Genomic DNA, 18,045 nt, shown 5'->3' with positions numbered 1-18,045 from the left:
ATTCCCTCTTATCTCTTTTTCTATACCTTACATTATTCTGTAGATTGTTTGATAATTTCATTTGCTCCTGCTACTCTTAGCATATTTGCGATTTCTTTAAAACCTCGATTTTCCGCATGCTCTAGTGGAGTAACGCCGTCTCGATCTGCCATATTTACATCTGCCCCATGATCAATGAGTAACTGAACAATTTGTTTATGATTTTCACTACCATTACCAAGAACAATTGCTTCTAGTAATGCCGTCCAACCACGGTCATTTCTATAATTCACATCGATATCTGTGCGACCTACTAGCTCTTTTACAACTTCCACATGTCCTCTTTCAGCCGCTGGAATGAGTGCTGTTCCACCATGACGATTTGTTTCTCTAATATTTGTTCCTGCATCAATTGTTAGTTTCACAATATTAACATAGCCCTCTTTGCTCGCATAAAGGAATGGATTTTCTTTATTTTCATCTGGCAATTCAATGTCTGCACCTGCATCGATCAATGCTTTCACTGTCTCAACATGATTATGATACGTCGCTGCCATTACAGGTGTTTCTCCTTTATCCCCTGATACATTTATGTTAGCTCCATCTTTTATTAATTTCATAACTGTTTCTGTATCGCCTAATGTTGCAGAAAGTAATAATTGCTTATCCATTAAATTCATATTCTTTTTCTCTTTGTTCTCTTCTTCCTCTTTATGCGTCTTCTCTTGTTTTTTTTCATTTTTCACTTGAACCGGTTTAGATTCAACCTCTTCTTGCTTCTCACAAGCTACTATCATAATGAAAAGCCCTAACAACATAAATAATAAAAAATTTTGTTTCCTCACAACTACAGCTCCTATGAAAGATAATGTTTTTTTAACCATCCCTTCATCACATGTAACAACTCTTCTTCAATAGATTTATCCATAAGCCCCTCATATTCCTTCATTAATCGAATCATTGTATGCTTATGTTCATAATTTCTTAAAATATGGTTCATGTTCGGAATGATATGCCACTCTGCTTCACCATTAACATATGAAGCAATCAGTTTAGCATGCTCAGGTGGCACTTGTATATCACTGTCTCCCGTAATTGCTAAAACAGGACATGATACTTGCTCTAAATATGTAACTACATTATATTGTAACTGTTCTCTTAGCCATTTTGCATTCACTTTTGTACCTTTGATCCATATAACAGCTTTTGTTGAATGTTGCACCTTTTTCATCAGTACTTCATTTTGCTTTCTTATATGCTGCGGAATTTTCAACATTTTAGATAAACACCCTCTGAATCCTGACGCTATTTCTAACTCGTTAGCAACTTTATCTACTTGTCTCTCGAGCAACAATTTAGATGGTTCTGCTGCACCAGCAAGTAATATTAATCCCGCAACTGATTCTCTTACGTAGACAGCTGGTGCAAGCAAAGCTCCCTCACTATGCCCCGCAATAATAACACGTTTCGGATCTATTTGCGGATGATCCTTTAAAAATCTAATCCATAAAGCAGCATCATCAATAAAATCTGTTATCCCTGCTTTATAGTAATTCCCCTTACTTTTATGAGTACCACGTTTATCATAACGAAGCACTGCAAATCCTAAAGAGGTAAAATAATCAGCTAATTCTTTATATAAGTTTAACTGTAAACGACTTGTATTTCCATCACGATTTCCCTTCCCAGTACCACCAATCAACATAATAACTGGATATGTTTCTGAATAATATGTAGGAATTGTTAATGTTCCTTGAAGTGTAAAAGTACTTTCAATTGTCACAGACAGTTCTTTCCCCATTTCTATTCGCCTCTCATTCTTTTTCAGGAATGATAATCGTTGCAATCGCTCTTCTTTCCTACTATATTCTATGCCTATATTATCAAAAGTAAGAACAGGTATATAATCCAAACAGCTGTTGAAAATGATTCAACAGCTGTTTGGATTATATGAAAAAATCTATTCTGTTACTTACGATGAAGCTGCAATAATTGTAATATCAAGTTTTCCGTATTTCCATCGTCTCTTATTTCTTGTGTAATCTTTCCATCTTCCATAAAGAGAATCACATCTCCAATATCTGCTGCTACATCCATCATATGTGTAGAAAAAACAATGATTGTACCACTTCTCTTTATATCTTTTAATAATGTAACAAATTCATTTACCCAATATGGATCTAAACCATTTGTTGGTTCATCTAATAGTAGTAATTTAGGCTTGGCGAGCCACGCTTGTCCAAATAAAAGCCTTTGTCTCATTCCTTTTGATAGTCTGTGTAAACACTCGCTTTGCTTCTCTTCTAATCCAAGTAATGCAATTACTTCCTGAACTCTCTCTTTTCCTACCTTCCGAAAAGCTGCATAGAATGATAGAAACTCTTGTACAGTCATAGATTGTTGCGCATGAAAATCATCTGGCATATAACCAATTTCAGCTACATATCGCCTTCTATTTTTACGCAATTCTATGTCCTGTAACCTTACTGTTCCAGATGTAGGTGAAGAGATTCCTGCTAATATATTAAGGATCGTACTTTTCCCCGCTCCGTTTCCACCGCATAGTACAATACATTCTCCATCTCTACCGTGTAGCGAAGTAGGAAATAATGCCGTTTTCTTTTTATACTGCTTACAAATTCCATCAATTTGCAATACCGTCATTGGTTTCTTCTCCTTTCTAGTCGCCAAACAGCTAATAATAAGAAGATTACTGTATAGATCGCACTATACATAAAAAGAACTATAACTACTGCCCCACTCTGAAAAAACATCACAAGCTGATCATAGGATTGTCCAAATACTGCCCCTCCCCCTAATTGAATAACAAATATGATTCTTAGCAGTTCAGCCGGATTACAAAACACAAAAACTTTTATAAGCGACGCTATCATCGTATATGGAACAAGATTAAGAATACTAATTACTGCCGTAGGCCACATCATAATGAGTAAAAACCAAACTGCAATTGAAATTGCTAACGCTTGCCACCTTGTCAGAGAAAATGCACCAATTGTTATACCTAAAACTATAAAAAAGAATATAAGAATAATAGAAAATAAGTAAATTGCTAGTATCCAGCTACTTTTAAACATACTTCCACTTAATAATCCAATCATTACACTACTTCCAAAGCTAAGTGTAAAAAGAATAATTTGCGCTATAAATTGACCAGCAATCTTTCCTATTACATATGAGGATGTAGTTAAAGGATATGTACACAGAAGCCGCCACTGTCCATTTTCCATCTCATTTGCAATTGAAAATGATCCTGCGATTAACATAAATAAAGGGATAATGTATAAAATTAAGTTTAAAATCGTTCCCATTGTGTTCGTATATCCCGCTAAGGATGGTACATTCCGTTCCATCAAAAATAATAAAGAAAGTATTACAATCCAAAGTAATAAAAATGTATACGAAGACTTTTCTCTTACTGTTCTACGCCACTCTGAATAGCATATATTCCACATATCATCACCCTTTTTATAGAAAAAGACAACCGCCTAAGGTTGTCTTTTATCCAGCTATTTGTAGGCTATAAAGCCTCTTTCCATTTTATTTCATATTAATGGGAGTGCCCTGAGTTATTCTCTTTCCCATGCTCCTTCTTCATTTTCCCCATCATTTCTTTATTCATTTCCCATTTATGATCCGTTAACTCTTTATATGAAAGGACTTTTCCAGCATGTTTAGATACAAAGTTTTCAGCATCTTTTTTCTCTTTAAAAGAAATTACATTGTATGCCATTGGCGTTTTAATTGTTTTATCATACACATAAGTAGCTTTATCTAATGAAATCCAATCCTTGGTATGATAATCTCGAACAAATTTTTCTTGTGTTTTTTCATTTTTATGTTCGTCCATCCATTTATACATACAACCAATGTCATCAAATTTTAGCGCTTTACCATTTTCTAAAATAACTTCCGTTGCGAATTGATTATCCATTACTGCCATATTACAAACATCACACTTATCATTTTTTTCATCGACCGCGACTGGCTCTGCGCCCTTCTTTCCACACCCTACCACTGCAAATACTAGGCACATACACATAACAAATACAACATGTTTTATTTTCATCAATACTTCCTCCCTAAAAAGAACAATATACTTCCCATAAGCAACATACTTACACTAATAATCCAAGCTTCAAATTGACTTTCTGTACCTCTTTCTATCTTCGAAAACTGCATACTCATACTTGGTTTATAATCAATTAACATCGATTCATCTGGAATTTTGATTAAATTTTGTAAAACAAGCAGCCCAGGCGAATGAAAAAACAACTGGTATTCAGGAATATCCTGCGTTAAAACTAAAAAAAAAGAATCAGCCTTATAAGGTAATGCACTAATACCTGTATGATTTAAATCTACTTTTAAAGCACCATCCCAATAATTACGATGAATTACATTATTCGTGCTTTTCGCAGCTTGTGAGCCATTGATATTACTTAAAAAGGTATTCTCAGCTATTTCATTTTCATTTGCATTTTTTAATTGCACTCCAATAAAGTTATTTGTAACGATGTTTTTTATAATCCGACTATCTTTCGCCTTTTCAACATACATTCCCACTCTATTGTTAGTAACTTGATTCTGCATAACTTCTGTTTCTATCGCATCGTACAAAAGTAATCCTTGCGCATGAACATTTCTTCTATTATTGATAAATTGATTTCCCTTTACAGTCGTTCTTTTCGTACCCATAATCATCGCACCAGTTATATTATATTGTGATATATTATTGCTCACATTCGTACCATCAGAATACATAAGGTGAATACCATAACGAGATTGCCTAATGGAATTTCTTAATATTTGATTATTATCACTTTGCTCTAAATAAATCCCATCCCTTACATTTTTCATTCGAACATTTTCAATTTGATTCCAATGGGACTTCCATAAATCAATTCCATTACCGTTAGCTTCTCCTAGAATACTGCTATTCTGGATTTTCGTATTTTGAGTACCTTCCAACTTCATCCCAATTTGCTGTGTACGAATTTCTAAATCAGTGAAATTATGCCCGGCTCCTGCAACATATACAGCGGCTGTTCCCTCTCTTTTCTTACACTGCTCTATTTTTAGTCGTTTAACAGTAACATTTTCCCCATTCACCTTAATAACAGGTTTATTACCACAAAAACGAATCTTCGTATTTTTCTCTCCTTCCAACGTAATAGGTTTTGATATTTCAATCGTTTCATTATACATACCATTTTTTAGCTTTACAGTTCCGTACGCAGGAGTATCATCAATTTGTGATTGAATTGTTGTTTCAGCATGAATACGAAATGGGATACAAAGTAATACAAAAAATAAGAGAAAAGAAAATCGAATCATTTTCATATGTAATTCCCTTCTCTATCAAATTCTATTTACTTACTCATTTAGGAGAATACCAAAGAGTTGTGTGAAATTTGTGTGAGATTTGTGAAAAAACAATGCACTTTTTGTAATAAATGGAATTTTTCCTAATAAAAAAAAGATGTGTAGCAATTTCTACACATCTTCTATCATTCGCAGCCCGTAATCAATAAATCATCTTCTAACTTAAGTAACAATGTATCCATATCAATTTCCTGACCAACCTCTATATTTACAGATCGTATATGACCACTAATTCCCACTGCTACTTTCTCCAGTGTTCCGTCATTTTTTCGAATCGTCATTAATTTTGCCCATTCATATACGTAAGATGATTCATCAACGAAAATCTCTTCTACTCTTCCTTTATATGAACTATAAATCTCTTCAATCATTGCTTTCATTCAAAATCTACTCCCTACTTCACGCTTCTCTATTTTCTCATCTATTCTATCACTCCTACAATAAACACATTATATTTTTAAAAATTCAAAATAAAATTCATGAACAAAATGAACAAAATAACGATTATGCGTTTAATAACGTTATTTTTCTAATTATTTACCATACATATTCCATCCTTTATGATAAATAGAAAGGTTTTTCTGAATTTTCAGCATTCGTTGAAAGCGCAATCATTTTCAGAGGGGGAGATTACATGTTAGCGGTACTCGGGTTTGCGATGGTCTTTGTCTTTATGTTTTTAATTATGACCAAACGTATGTCAGCATTAGTTGCATTAATATTAATTCCTATTATATTTGCATTAATTGGGGGATTTTATGCAAATGTAGGACCAATGATGCTAGACGGGATTAAGAAATTAGCACCGACTGGTATTATGCTTATGTTTGCCATTTTATATTTCGGAATTATGATTGATAGTGGATTATTTGATCCAATCATTAGTAAAATCTTGAAGATTGTAAACGGTGATCCATTAAAAATTGTTGTTGGTACAGCAATTCTTACTATTATTGTTTCATTGGATGGTGATGGCACAACAACATATATGATTACAGTTTCTGCAATGTATCCACTATATAAACGCCTTGGAATGAATCCGCTTATATTAGCTGGAGTTGTTATGCTAGGAGCTGGGGTTACAAATCTTACACCTTGGGGTGGTCCAACAGCTAGGGTTATGAGTGCACTTACTCTCGATGCTTCACAGTTATTTACACCACTTATTCCAGCAATGATTGGTGGAGCAATATGGGTTGTTTTTGTTGCTTACTTCCTTGGAAAAAAAGAGAGAAAGCGCTTAGGAATTGTCGATATACAATATACACAAAAAGAAAAGGCACTGATGGATGAACAAGCAGCAACTACAGAAGCTACTAGCTATAAACGTCCCAAATTATTATGGATTAACTTTTTATTAACAATCGCTCTTCTCGTCTGCCTTATCATAGAGGTTATGCCACTTCCTGTATTATTTACAGTTGCTTTTGCTATTGCAGTTATGATTAATTATCCAAGTCTGGAAGAACAAAAAGAACGTATTGCTTCTCATGCAGGAAACGTATTAGCGGTTGTTTCTTTAGTATTTGCCGCTGGAATTTTCACAGGAATTTTATCGGGGACAAAAATGGTAGATGCGATGGCACAAAGCCTAGTTGCCCTTATTCCTGATGCGCTCGGACCACAGCTTCCTATTATTACAGCTATTATAAGTATGCCTTTCACATTCTTTATGTCCAATGATGCTTTTTATTTTGGTGTATTGCCAATTCTCACAAAAGCCGCTGCGGCTTATGGAATTAGTGCCGCTGAAATGGGGCGTGCCTCTCTCCTTGGACAACCAGTTCACTTATTAAGTCCACTCGTTCCATCCACTTATTTATTAGTTGGAATGGCAAAGGTTGATTTTGGTGAACATCAACGCTTCACTTTACTTTGGGCAGTTGGAACAACAATGGTCATGTTAATAGTCGGTATTATTACTGGCATCATTCCAATATAAAATGAAATAAATATCCTCATCCTTCCTATTCAAAAAGTAGAGACCATAGAAGTCTCTACTTTTTCTATTCTATGTTTTTCTCCGCTATTCGTAGATAGTAATACTTCCACTGGTTAAAATTCCACTTTATGAAGAGACCTGAAAATATCTTCTTTCTGGTCTTCCAACATTTCCATATATAAGTTCTGCATAAACCGTCTTTTCAGAAATTAAATACTCTAAATAGCGTCTTGCTGTCGATCGGCTTACGCCTACTTCTACACTCAACATTTCCGCCGTAATTCCTTCTTGTCCAACGTTAGATACATATTTTCTAATTTTTATTAGTGTTAAAGGATCAATTCCTTTTGGGGCATAAACAATTTGATTATATTCCACCTGTCCTTTAAACCACAAATGCTCAATTTGTTCTGCAGATAGTTGCTCAGTTTGTTTTAATTGTTGTATTTTTTTTTGATAGTTTTCTAAACTTTTTTTGAAACGATCAAACATAAGTGGCTTTACAATATAATCCGACACCCCACCTCGCAATGCATGACGGACAATTTCGACTTCTGATGCCGCTGTAATCATAATTATATCCGTATCATGTAGGTTACGCCGGATATATGTAACAAGTTCCGTCCCTTGCATATCAGGTAAATAAACATCCAATAAAACAAGTTGCGGCGAGACAAGATCTAACCACTCTTTCGCTTGTTCTCCTGTTGTTGCAGTCCCAATTACCTTGAATCCCCCTACTTTTTCAGTAAACCGACGATGAATCTCTGCGATGCGAATATCATCTTCTACAATCAGTACTTCAATCCCCTCGTTCATTACAATTCGCCTCTTTCCTTTGGCAATGCAACTATAAACAGTGCACCACCTAGCTCCCCTTTTTCTAGCGCCATACTCCCATTTAAATCTTCAACTAACTCTTTTACCTTTGCTAACCCATAACCTCGTTTTTCTCCTTCTTTTGTCGAAAAGCCTTTATCAAATATACATGTAATTACCTCATCATCAATCCCAAGACCTGAGTCTTCAACTTCAATGACAATCTCTTCTCCAATATCTGTCACAAACATTCTAACTTGCTTTTCATATCCCTGATTATATTCAACTGCTTCAAATGCATTTGTAATTAAATTACCTACAATAGAAACAACATGATTACTATCAATATGCGAACCTAACTTTTGCAAACTACTCTCGCGATCTAAAATAAAATCAATTTTCAATTCTCTAGCTCGATTATAAAATCCTATTAAAATTCCACCTAGCCACGGATTTTGTATACGTTCCATAATAAACCGAACAAAGTCTTGGTATACAGCAGTCTCTTTATGAATAAGCTCCAATGCTTCATCATATGACTCTAATTGGATAAGACCCGAAAGCGTATACAAAAGATTGTTATACTCATGTGTCTGCGCTCGAAGTGCTTCTGTATAACGCCTCGCTTGAGATAGTTCTTCAGTTAACTGATCCATTTCTGACTTCAAGCGAAAACTAGAAACGACTCCCATTACCACATTGTTTACTTTAATAGGTAATCGATTTACAATAACAGCTTGTCCCCTTATATTTAAATATCGATCAAATTGCTCTTCTCCAGTTCGGAGCACTTCTAATATTGAGGAGTTCGGAATAATTTTCAAAATAGAATCCCCAATGATAGTCTGATGTTTTTCAAGAGAAAGAATTTCATACGCCGCCTGATTGACTAAACGAATGCAACCTTCTTTGTCTATTACCATAATTCCTTCCCGTACAGATTGGATGATAGCACTATGTTCCTCATATAGAGAGGAAATTTCTTCTGGTTCAAAACCAAACATTAATTTTTTTATACTACGTGCTAAATATATAGAACCAAATATTCCAATTACTAACCCAGCAATAGCAATCCAAAATACTCTCTTACCGTATGCTTCTGCCACTTCATGAATATCCTCCATAGAAAAACCAACAGATACAACACCGATAATATGATTAGTCTGATCACGAATTGGTACTTTCCCACGTAAAGAAAGACCTAACGTCCCAGTCGCTTTTGAAATATATGATTTCCCATCCGTTAAAACCCCCTCGTTATCCCCACCAACCATCTCTTTTCCGATTCTCTCTCGCAAAGGATGCGCATAACGAATCCCATCTTTATTCCCTACCACGATAAAATCGGCATCTGTTTCTACTCTTATTTTCTCAACAATTGGTTGAATAATAGCAGATGGGTTTTCTTTCTGAAATGCTTCTTGAATTTCAGGTATGGCAGCAACTGTTTTTGCAACGTGTAATGCCCTTTTACCAATTTGCTCTTCCACCGTTTCAGATACAATATAGTAAAAAAGAAAGCTCGTTAAAACAATAACAAAGAAAATGAGTGTACCAATCGTCAATGTAATTCTTGGCTGTAATTTTAATTTTTTAACCTTCAAAATCATTCCCCTAACTTTCATTGCCCATTACTCTGTATAATCTCCTTAATACAAAGATCACAATATGAAAAAATAGCTTATAATATATTAGGAAACCTCCTTAAAAGATGTTGTACAAAATCTACATACTCCCTTTCTTCATCACTACTATCTCCCTGATTCAGCCAATAATCCCCATCTACTAAATCAAACATTTCAATAGCAGTTATTTCCTGACAATTAGCATGTTGCAATACCATTTTCATCAGCTGTAAATCATCATCCCAATTAAAATGTAATACAAAAGCATGTAACAATTCCGGAGTATTTAAGTGAGTCAAATAAACATTTACTTCAGCAGATTCTCCATACAAACAACCATCGATGATTGCTTGTTCGCTTTCTGTTAATTTCAGTCGAATAGCTCCTTTTGTTTCCAATAATAAATCTGCTATTTCAGGATTATGTCTTGCTAAAAACCAAGGAGTTTTCTTTATCCCGGCTGAATGATTCAGTTCCACTCCATTTTCGATTAAACACTTCACAGCTTGTTTATTATTAAACTTAATTGCTTTAGTAAGTACTGACTCATGTAAACGATCTGTTATGCCTGTTTTCGCCCCGAAGGCTAGTAATTCTTTGAATATTTCAATAGGAGCCTTTTTTACAATTACGTAATGCAAAGAAGTTCTTCCAAACTGATCTTGTTCATTTATATCCACCTTTGGCATAGCTCCTATCACTTTTTCAAGATTTTTACTCTTAATTGCTTCAAACAGTATATTCATTTCATCCACCACTTTCGAACTAAAGTCTCTTTTTTACAGAAAATACTGATATCTAAAAATAGATTAAGCCCTTTATCAGTAAAAAAGGATACCTCACAAAAATCAATTAAGCTTATTCAAATGTTAAAAGTTAAGTAAAACTAACATATTTATTGTACTCGTATATCTACTTCCTACACAAGAAATCCCAACTGAAATGCTGTATTACGTTATCTAATTCTATACTTCCTTCAAGCCGGTTCTCTTATCTCTTTTTCTTATTTACAGCATCCAATATAAATACAAACGCTGAATTTTATTTATTATTCAAAAAATACCCAGTAAAATAGAAAGACACGGTTATAAGAAAGTAGGGCGAAAAATGGAGTCAAAAGAACTTTTATTACAGGAAATCGCAATCATTGAAAAATGGGAGAAAGAACAGGAAGATCTTTGGTTCTTTGAAAAGTGGGGGAAAATTCCATTTACTATTCTTGATAAGTTAACTCCAAAGTTTATCCATAAGAAAATTAATATTTTACTAGATGAGCTCATTCAATATCTCAATTCTGGAAGTAAATATTTAATTCATCCACAAACAACAATAAAGAAATTTGAAAACGCAGCTTCTTTAACAGATGTTCAAAAATCCCTTTTAAGTGAGATGGATACAATCGTTGATAAAATTATCGAAAATAGAAAATCTGTCGCAACTGCGCAAGGGGCCACAACTGGTTTTGGTGGCATTTTCACCCTAGCAATTGATATTCCAGCTGTTTTAAGCATGTCACTAAACATTCTGCAAGAAATTGCAATTTGCTACGGTTATAATCCTGAAGATATTCAAGAGAGATTATTTATCGTAAAATGCTTACAATTTTCCTCGTCTGATATTGTAGGAAAACAAACCATTCTTCATGAATTAAAACATTTTGATGCTCGTGTCAATCACGACGACAGTATGTCCCAAATTAAATCATGGCGCGAAGTGTTTACTGTATATCGTGACAATTACGGTTGGAAGAAGCTATTTCAGATGATTCCCATTGCTGGTATGATTTTTGGTGCTTATTTAAATCGAAAAACGATTGAAGAAATTGCTGAAGTAGGTAAGATGCTTTATAAGAAAAGAAGGGTACTAGATAGACTAGAAGGAATGAAATACACTTCTAAATAGTGTCTAAAAAGGCGGGCTGGTGCAAAGATATAATAAAAGAGAATATACCACATATATTTCTTGCACCAGAATCCCTCAAAAATTATCAAAGATCTTTCTACGTTTTTCCCCTTTAGAGAAGGTAACTCTATTTAAATATAACCAAAATAGAAATCACATCGTTCCCCGTATCAGCAAAATAAAAGGAATTAAGAATACTAACACATTTAATACGATCCCAATCTTTGCTCCATTATTTTTATCTACTTTATAAGAAAAAATAGCTAAAATAAATCCAATAGGACAAAGAAATAAAGGTAAAACAAGAGAAATCCCCTGAAATACAGTTAAAATAATTTCATTTATAAAGTTAACTATGAGTAAGATCAATAAAACTGGTATTAAAATCGATATACTTGTAGTTACCCCACTTTTTTTTAACAAAATATTCTCCTTTTTATTAAAAATATATTTATTATGAATTGAACATCTTCTTCCGCTAAAAAATATACCATAATTGGAAATATTAATGGTGCAAAAAAACACTAAAGTAACTTAAAGAAAATAAGATATTATTTCCTTTCAGGTGTTTCACCTTTCTAATTTTACAAAAAAGAAAAAGCACCTCACTCTTAACAAGGTGCTTTAGCAATTATACTTTTTATTTTATACACGTACAGCTGTACCACTAACAGCAACCATTAACATTCCATCACGAACGACCTCGTAGTCTACATCAATACCAACAATTGCATTTGCACCTTTTTGCTTCGCAAGAGTTTTCATCTCTTCCATTGCAATATCACGAGCTTCTTTTAATTTACTTTCATATGCACCAGAACGGCCACCGACAACGTCACGAACAGAAGCAAATAAATCACGTACAATATTTGCACCCATAATCGCTTCACCGTTTACAATATCGATATACTCAATAATTTCTTTTCCTTGAATCGTTGAAGTTGTTGTTATAATCATCACTGACACTCTCCTATAATATCTAAAAATTTACTGGTATTTCTTCTACCTTTATTATCACATTAAAATAATAAATGAACTATCTAATAACCTTACATAAAGATGACAGGTTTGTAAGATTTCATAGGTGAGGACTGATAATCAGTGGCAAACTCTTCATTCCCACTGATTATCAGTCCTCACCAACTAGCATTTTACAGGCAGTAATACTTCTACTCTTTGTTTTTAGGCAGGAGTATTACTGTCCGCTCAACTAACGAGATAAACTTAACTTTTTTAATTGTTACCGCACGTAGCTTCCAAATATGCATAGGTCGTTAAGTTTTCTAAAACCATACTTGCGGCCTTATAATCTCTTACTTTACTTAATACTTTCTAATTCCCATTTATGGTTATTACCTGGTGAATTTGTATGCTCAGGTTTTAAAATAAACTCACTAGAAGCTACAACTGGGGCGCTACCATTATCTGCGACACTAGCAGTCCAATTATTTTGTCTAAATGTGATATAAGTAGAATCAGATTTTAGATAGAAACTCTTCTCATTAGGAAGCTTGTCTAATTTAATAGAAGATCTATTGTTTTCAGTATCTAACCAGTTATAATCATAACCATTTCCAATATTTAAATACTGGTAACCACTATAACTACTGTTAGTAAACTTAAGGAACACTTCTTCATCTTTTTTGAATGGTTGTCCTGGTTTAGGCTGTCCTTTTCTTTCTATCATTACTGGTGTTGCTTGAATGTCTGCTCCATGTATTGCCTTTTGTATAGGACCGAGTCTCAATCTATCCCAATTGGACTGAGGTGAAAAGTGTACATATCGCCCATTAATTGTTTGGCTTAAACCAATGTGCCAATCCTCCTGTACACCTTCACGTATGTTAACATTCGTCTTCAAATAGTACTGTTTTCCTTCTAGAATAGGTTCTCCGGAATTATCTACTACTAATTTATCGATAGCCTCTAGATAGCTTTTATTTGAAACAAGAGGCACAGAAACTTCAGTTTTATTATTTTGGACATCATTGAGTTCAAACTTAACTGGGGTTTCTCCAAGAGCTCTTTTGTTTACTGCTAAGTCTACAGGTTCATTCTCTTTAGATTCATACACATTTGAATTCTTATTTCGAACTAATTTTACCTTTTGTTGCTTACCTTCTTTATTATTAACCGTAACAAAGATTTCTTCACTTATATTAAATAAACCTGGTATAACCGATGCGTAAATCTTTTTCTTGCTATAATCATAACTGCTATATGATAGAGTTGGTCGTAGTGCGCGGTTATCAAAGAAACCAAGGTTCACACCTCGTTCTAAAAGAGAACGATTTGGACCATAACGAACTAGATTTTTGTTTAGCTGACCATTTACTACAGCGTTTGCTGTCCAAGCATAACTATCTATCCCGCTATTTTTAAAAAATTCGTCCAATGAAAGATTATGATCAACGCTAGCAGGTTTTGTTTTATCCTTTTTTGGTGTATACACTCTAAATTTTGGTATAGAACCCAAATTTGTTTCTACTAATGTAGTAGAAGCATTTACATTAGACGCAAAATGCGCCCAATCTCCTAAATTTTCAAATTTCCCATCTTTCATTGTATACACATTCATCGTACTAGTAGGCAATACTTCAATAGAAAGAGGTGCCCCTTGTTCTACTGCTTTTAATTCATCCAGTGTTAGGGAAATTTTCACATCCGCTTGACCTTCTACACTGTCCATTAGAATTTCAGTTTTATTGTTTCCACCTTTTTCTGTAGTTAACAAGTTTGCTTTATAACGGTCTTGTGTTGCCTTTACAGTATTGATAATTTTATTTCCTAATCGAATGTTAAAGTGAGGTGAAACATCCCCAGCAGATGCTGTACCCGTATTTTTATATTCTAGATGGAAACGCACATTTGCTGCTTTAGCTGAATCAACAGTTGTTGCTGTTGACCAATCAAAACTATTAGAAATACTTTCTGTTTCTGTTTTTGTATTAGAATAACCATACCCCACATTTAACGATCCTTTTCCTGAAGGTACAGGACCCGCTGCTGATCCCTCAGCACCGGCTTCACCAGCTAAACCTACATTAAAAGAATGTTGTACCGATAAACTTTTTTCCCAACTCTTAGTACGTGATTCACCATTTGAATCTGTAATACTAGCAACTGGAGTAATATCGATGCGTTTTACAGCAATTTGTAGATTTGGCACATTCGCAATCATGGGATTGAAATCTACATCAGAATCACTGCCATAATGCTCCACTTCATAGCTATCTGTAAAAGGATCTCCATCTGAGTTTGCACTCCTAGGATTTGTTATAAATCTCTTTTCACCAAAGTCTTGCTGTTGATCCCATGGTTGGGCTTCATTTTTCCCTGTCTTTTTATTAAATACAATTTTAAACCCTTTTTCTTCTACATCATTAGGAATGCCATCATTATCCCAGTCATTATTTTCCTGAGGCTCTTCCATAATTATGATTCCCTTTTTTTCAGAACCATCATAGATAATATTTTGCCCTTCCTTCATATTTTTATTTTCTTTAAAAGTTTCCACTTTTCCGTCTTGTTCAGGTGTTGTTTCAGCTAACGCAGGGGATGCCAAAGTCAGTGCCATTGTTACACTACCTAATACACTAAGTGTTGGTTTTAATTTCTTCATCGTCATTTTTCTCCTTGTTTTCTAGATGAGTTAGAACATCTACTAGTAAGATTAACTTCATCATAGCTAACAAATCTTTCATTTCTCTCTCATAAATGTTACAAAAGTCTTTCAACCGTATTATTTCTTTTCTGATGCAATGGGAAGAGTAAACCAAAATTCACATCCCTGTTTCCCATCCGAACGATCTTGAACACCAATTTCTCCTTTGTGTATTTCAACTAGTGATTTTGCAATGGCGAGTCCAAGTCCAGACCCTCCAGATTGTGAACTTCTTGATGGATCTGTTCTGAAAAAACGTTCAAATATACGTAATTGATCATCGTAAGAAATCCCTTCCCCTTCATCACGCAAAATGAATGTAACTTGCTGTTTTTGTTTATTTTCCTCCACAATTAACTCGATTGTTCCAAATGTGGGGGAATGCCGAATCGCATTATGTAACAAATTACTGATAACCCGCACTATTTTACATGGCATAATCCAAAGTCGTGGCAATGTATCCGAAACGTGCAATTGCAAATGGATATTTTTGTCCTTCAATAAGATCGCATGGGAATCTAGTACTTCTAATAGAATGCTGTCCACATGTGTTAAACTGGGATGAAAGGCTCCTTGTCCAAGTTCTAGCTTAGAAAGCTCAAACAAATTATTAATTAATCCACTTAATCTTTGAATTTCGTTTAGGATTGTTGTTAGATACTGCATTTTCATATTAGGATCTTCAATTAAACCATCTTGTAACGCTTCTATCATCAATTGTATGCTAGCCATAGGGGTTCGTAAGTCATGGGAAATATTCGCAATTAGTTCTGTACGTGCTTTTTCTCCTTGTTCTAACTTAGTAAAGCTTTCTTCTAATTTTTTAGCCATTTGTTGAAAAGCTGTCGCTAATTCTTTAAACTCTTCTGGTTCTTTCCCGATTATATACATCGTTTCAAAGTGTCTATCACTAAATTGTTTCGTTAATGCAATTAAATTTTGAATAGATCTCATAATAGGACGTGTCATTAACCAGTAAATAATCGTTGAAAGAATCATCGCTACCATCACAATTCCTATTAATAGCCGTGTTTGTTCCGGTCTAAGTAACATTCTTCTGTCACTATACCAGATCGAAATTACTATGATTCCCGTGCTTAATAAATTCATCAATAACAATTGATTCCGTAACTTCATGTTTCATTTCCTCCATCTGGCTCAAAGCGATATCCTATGCCCCAAACTGTATGAATCCAACGATTCTTTGTTGTATGCTTCTCCAATTTTTCACGTAGACGACTCATTAACACAGTTACTGCATTTGTGCACCCTTCATACTCAAAATTCCATATCTGTTCAAGAAGTTGAGATCGTGAGAATACTTGTTTTGGATGTTTTGCCATTATATAAAGTACCTCAAATTCTTTCACTGTTAACTCAATTTCATGTCCACAAACAAATACACGTCTTTTCGTTGGATCAATCTTCAAATCTAGGAACTCTATCATTTCTGATACAGGTTCTTTCTCTTGTATCGTTGCTTGATTTCCTCTTCTTAATATAATTTGCACCCTTAATACTAATTCACGAGGTGAAAACGGCTTTGTCACATAATCATCCGCGCCCATTGTTAATCCTAAAATTCGATCTCTTTCTTCTCCTCTAGCGGTTAACATAATAATAGGGACATTAGAGTATTGGCGAATTTCCTCACATAATTCCCAGCCATCTTTTTTCGGCATCATCAAGTCTAGAATAATTAAATCTGGTTGATATTGCTGAAATACATTCCAACCTTCTGTTCCGTTTACAGCGGTGTATACTTCATATCCTTCTCTTTCCAAGTACCGTTTACATATTTCTCGGATATTATCTTCATCTTCTATGATTACAATTCTTTTTTTCATACATTAAGTCTCCTCTGTTCCTTATAAAAACTGCGATAACAGCACACTAAATAAAGTGAAATTTTAATCAGTGGGGGTCTTGATCCCCCACCTAACTTCTTTGTTTTCGGTGGGGGTCTTACTGCCCGTTAATGCGGGATAAAAATACATGATTTTTATTATGCTTTTACGAAATAATGCTGATATAAATAGCCTTCCTAAGATATTTCTCGCTTCTTACCATCTTTAAAGAATGTTAAAAATAAAGTGAAACTTTAATCAGTGGGGGTTTTCTTCATCCCCCACTGATTATTAGTTGAACGAATCGGGCTTTTTCGGACAGTTCATCTCCCACCTAACTTCTTTGCTTTCGCTAAATTTTGAGGTGGGAGTGTTACTGTCCGTTAATGCGGGATAAAAATGGAGTTACACAATAATTTTTATGTCACATTAACAATTCTGTTTATATAACTATAAAAACATTTGAGTTACGCTATACACAACAGTCCATCCTATTTGTAATCTCCCTTGAATAAAAGTAGCTTTTTCAAACGCTATATGAAGTTCAAATTCCCCATATTAAATTAATTCTGTTTCTCTAACGCTATTTTCAATCCTTTTTGAAATTCTTCGATATCAGGATTAATTCCAAATACTTCCTCCATTGAAATGAGCCTGTTTAGTAAAGGATATTAGCCTTTCCATACTTGTATATATTTGCTTTCAATTTCCTCATCTTTCTAATCCTCCTAATGTTCTTGTAGCAAGTTGTGTAACGAATTATAATTAAACATATTTTAATGTAGTTTAACATACAATCATTTCTCCATTAATCTAAATTTACTTTATTTCAATTAAATTTAACACATTGAAAGAAATAACATA

General features: G+C 34.2%; 17 protein-coding genes. 2 read left to right on the top strand and 15 right to left on the bottom strand.

The annotated features are described in order from the left end of the window. Positions 1–32: 32 nt before the first annotated feature. The 7 genes from C568_RS0114010 to C568_RS0113980 form a co-directional block, all read right to left on the bottom strand. The gene (locus C568_RS0114010; RefSeq protein ID WP_018781893.1) at positions 33–863 is read right to left on the bottom strand and encodes an ankyrin repeat domain-containing protein; all 831 of its coding nucleotides are present in this window, start codon (positions 861–863) and stop codon (positions 33–35) included. Continuing rightward, positions 836–1,780 carry an alpha/beta hydrolase family protein gene (locus tag C568_RS0114005; protein ID WP_006093461.1) on the bottom strand — a complete coding sequence of 315 codons (945 nt, stop codon included), beginning with the start codon at positions 1,778–1,780 and terminating at the stop codon, positions 836–838. Before C568_RS0114005 ends, C568_RS0114010 begins: the two co-directional genes overlap by 28 nt. Before the next feature lie 167 nt (positions 1,781–1,947). Then, a complete protein-coding gene (locus C568_RS0114000) occupies positions 1,948–2,643 on the bottom strand; it encodes an ABC transporter ATP-binding protein (RefSeq protein WP_018781892.1) in 696 nt (231 codons plus the stop codon). Continuing rightward, positions 2,640–3,452, bottom strand: a complete 813-nt coding sequence (locus tag C568_RS0113995; RefSeq protein ID WP_006093459.1) for an ABC transporter permease — start codon at positions 3,450–3,452, stop codon at positions 2,640–2,642. Before C568_RS0113995 ends, C568_RS0114000 begins: the two co-directional genes overlap by 4 nt. A 95-nt stretch (positions 3,453–3,547) precedes the next feature. Further along, positions 3,548–4,066: a nitrous oxide reductase accessory protein NosL gene (locus tag C568_RS0113990; protein WP_006093458.1), complete on the bottom strand. Its 519-nt coding sequence runs from the start codon at positions 4,064–4,066 to the stop codon at positions 3,548–3,550. Then, the gene (locus C568_RS0113985) at positions 4,066–5,340 is read right to left on the bottom strand and encodes a right-handed parallel beta-helix repeat-containing protein (RefSeq protein WP_006093457.1); all 1,275 of its coding nucleotides are present in this window, start codon (positions 5,338–5,340) and stop codon (positions 4,066–4,068) included. Before C568_RS0113985 ends, C568_RS0113990 begins: the two co-directional genes overlap by 1 nt. A gap of 167 nt (positions 5,341–5,507) precedes the next feature. Beyond that, the gene (locus tag C568_RS0113980; RefSeq protein ID WP_006093456.1) at positions 5,508–5,762 is read right to left on the bottom strand and encodes a hypothetical protein; all 255 of its coding nucleotides are present in this window, start codon (positions 5,760–5,762) and stop codon (positions 5,508–5,510) included. 254 nt (positions 5,763–6,016) lie between these two features. Between C568_RS0113980 and C568_RS0113975 the strand changes: the two genes are divergently transcribed. Then, positions 6,017–7,324, top strand: coding sequence for a CitMHS family transporter (locus tag C568_RS0113975; RefSeq protein ID WP_006093455.1), 1,308 nt, complete (start codon positions 6,017–6,019; stop codon positions 7,322–7,324). A gap of 126 nt (positions 7,325–7,450) precedes the next feature. Here C568_RS0113975 and C568_RS0113970 read toward each other — a convergent pair whose 3' ends face one another. From C568_RS0113970 to C568_RS0113960, 3 genes are all read right to left on the bottom strand, one after another. Continuing rightward, positions 7,451–8,143: a response regulator gene (locus tag C568_RS0113970; protein ID WP_006093454.1), complete on the bottom strand. Its 693-nt coding sequence runs from the start codon at positions 8,141–8,143 to the stop codon at positions 7,451–7,453. Further along, positions 8,143–9,753, bottom strand: coding sequence for an ATP-binding protein (locus tag C568_RS0113965; protein ID WP_196813660.1), 1,611 nt, complete (start codon positions 9,751–9,753; stop codon positions 8,143–8,145). Before C568_RS0113965 ends, C568_RS0113970 begins: the two co-directional genes overlap by 1 nt. Positions 9,754–9,824: 71 nt before the next feature. Continuing rightward, positions 9,825–10,514 (bottom strand): DUF4274 domain-containing protein, encoded by a 690-nt coding sequence (locus C568_RS0113960; protein WP_018781890.1) that lies wholly within the window; start codon positions 10,512–10,514, stop codon positions 9,825–9,827. Positions 10,515–10,875: 361 nt separating this feature from the next. On the opposite strand from C568_RS0113960, the gene C568_RS0113955 reads away from it, so the two are divergent. Beyond that, positions 10,876–11,670, top strand: coding sequence for an EcsC family protein (locus C568_RS0113955; protein ID WP_018781889.1), 795 nt, complete (start codon positions 10,876–10,878; stop codon positions 11,668–11,670). A gap of 153 nt (positions 11,671–11,823) precedes the next feature. On the opposite strand, the gene C568_RS0113950 is transcribed toward C568_RS0113955, so the two are convergent. The 5 genes from C568_RS0113950 to C568_RS0113930 form a co-directional block, all read right to left on the bottom strand. Beyond that, the gene (locus C568_RS0113950) at positions 11,824–12,093 is read right to left on the bottom strand and encodes a hypothetical protein (RefSeq protein ID WP_018781888.1); all 270 of its coding nucleotides are present in this window, start codon (positions 12,091–12,093) and stop codon (positions 11,824–11,826) included. Positions 12,094–12,315: 222 nt separating this feature from the next. Further along, the gene (locus C568_RS0113945; protein WP_000587631.1) at positions 12,316–12,627 is read right to left on the bottom strand and encodes a heavy metal-binding domain-containing protein; all 312 of its coding nucleotides are present in this window, start codon (positions 12,625–12,627) and stop codon (positions 12,316–12,318) included. A gap of 361 nt (positions 12,628–12,988) precedes the next feature. After that, positions 12,989–15,292, bottom strand: a complete 2,304-nt coding sequence (locus C568_RS0113940; protein ID WP_018781887.1) for a binary toxin-like calcium binding domain-containing protein — start codon at positions 15,290–15,292, stop codon at positions 12,989–12,991. A gap of 120 nt (positions 15,293–15,412) precedes the next feature. Next, positions 15,413–16,471, bottom strand: a complete 1,059-nt coding sequence (locus C568_RS0113935) for a sensor histidine kinase (RefSeq protein ID WP_018765619.1) — start codon at positions 16,469–16,471, stop codon at positions 15,413–15,415. Continuing rightward, positions 16,468–17,181 carry a response regulator transcription factor gene (locus C568_RS0113930; RefSeq protein WP_006093449.1) on the bottom strand — a complete coding sequence of 238 codons (714 nt, stop codon included), beginning with the start codon at positions 17,179–17,181 and terminating at the stop codon, positions 16,468–16,470. The genes C568_RS0113935 and C568_RS0113930 overlap by 4 nt, the downstream gene beginning before the upstream one ends. Positions 17,182–18,045: the final 864 nt, after the last annotated feature.

This window comes from Bacillus sp. 95MFCvi2.1, from assembly GCF_000374965.1.
GTDB lineage: Bacteria > Bacillota > Bacilli > Bacillales > Bacillaceae_G > Bacillus_A > Bacillus_A pseudomycoides.
Note: the sequence above shows the minus strand (reverse complement) of the source record. Positions and strands in the feature narration are given on the sequence as shown.

Coding starts and splice junctions, on each gene's coding strand:
- C568_RS0114010 (WP_018781893.1), bottom strand. CDS start 863: ATGGTTAAAAAAACATTATCTTTCATAGGAGCTGTAGTTGTGAGGAAA.
- C568_RS0114005 (WP_006093461.1), bottom strand. CDS start 1,780: ATGGGGAAAGAACTGTCTGTGACAATTGAAAGTACTTTTACACTTCAA.
- C568_RS0114000 (WP_018781892.1), bottom strand. CDS start 2,643: ATGACGGTATTGCAAATTGATGGAATTTGTAAGCAGTATAAAAAGAAA.
- C568_RS0113995 (WP_006093459.1), bottom strand. CDS start 3,452: ATGTGGAATATATGCTATTCAGAGTGGCGTAGAACAGTAAGAGAAAAG.
- C568_RS0113990 (WP_006093458.1), bottom strand. CDS start 4,066: ATGAAAATAAAACATGTTGTATTTGTTATGTGTATGTGCCTAGTATTT.
- C568_RS0113985 (WP_006093457.1), bottom strand. CDS start 5,340: ATGAAAATGATTCGATTTTCTTTTCTCTTATTTTTTGTATTACTTTGT.
- C568_RS0113980 (WP_006093456.1), bottom strand. CDS start 5,762: ATGAAAGCAATGATTGAAGAGATTTATAGTTCATATAAAGGAAGAGTA.
- C568_RS0113975 (WP_006093455.1), top strand. CDS start 6,017: ATGTTAGCGGTACTCGGGTTTGCGATGGTCTTTGTCTTTATGTTTTTA.
- C568_RS0113970 (WP_006093454.1), bottom strand. CDS start 8,143: ATGAACGAGGGGATTGAAGTACTGATTGTAGAAGATGATATTCGCATC.
- C568_RS0113965 (WP_196813660.1), bottom strand. CDS start 9,753: ATGATTTTGAAGGTTAAAAAATTAAAATTACAGCCAAGAATTACATTG.
- C568_RS0113960 (WP_018781890.1), bottom strand. CDS start 10,514: ATGAATATACTGTTTGAAGCAATTAAGAGTAAAAATCTTGAAAAAGTG.
- C568_RS0113955 (WP_018781889.1), top strand. CDS start 10,876: ATGGAGTCAAAAGAACTTTTATTACAGGAAATCGCAATCATTGAAAAA.
- C568_RS0113945 (WP_000587631.1), bottom strand. CDS start 12,627: ATGATTATAACAACAACTTCAACGATTCAAGGAAAAGAAATTATTGAG.
- C568_RS0113940 (WP_018781887.1), bottom strand. CDS start 15,292: ATGAAGAAATTAAAACCAACACTTAGTGTATTAGGTAGTGTAACAATG.
- C568_RS0113935 (WP_018765619.1), bottom strand. CDS start 16,471: ATGAAGTTACGGAATCAATTGTTATTGATGAATTTATTAAGCACGGGA.
- C568_RS0113930 (WP_006093449.1), bottom strand. CDS start 17,181: ATGAAAAAAAGAATTGTAATCATAGAAGATGAAGATAATATCCGAGAA.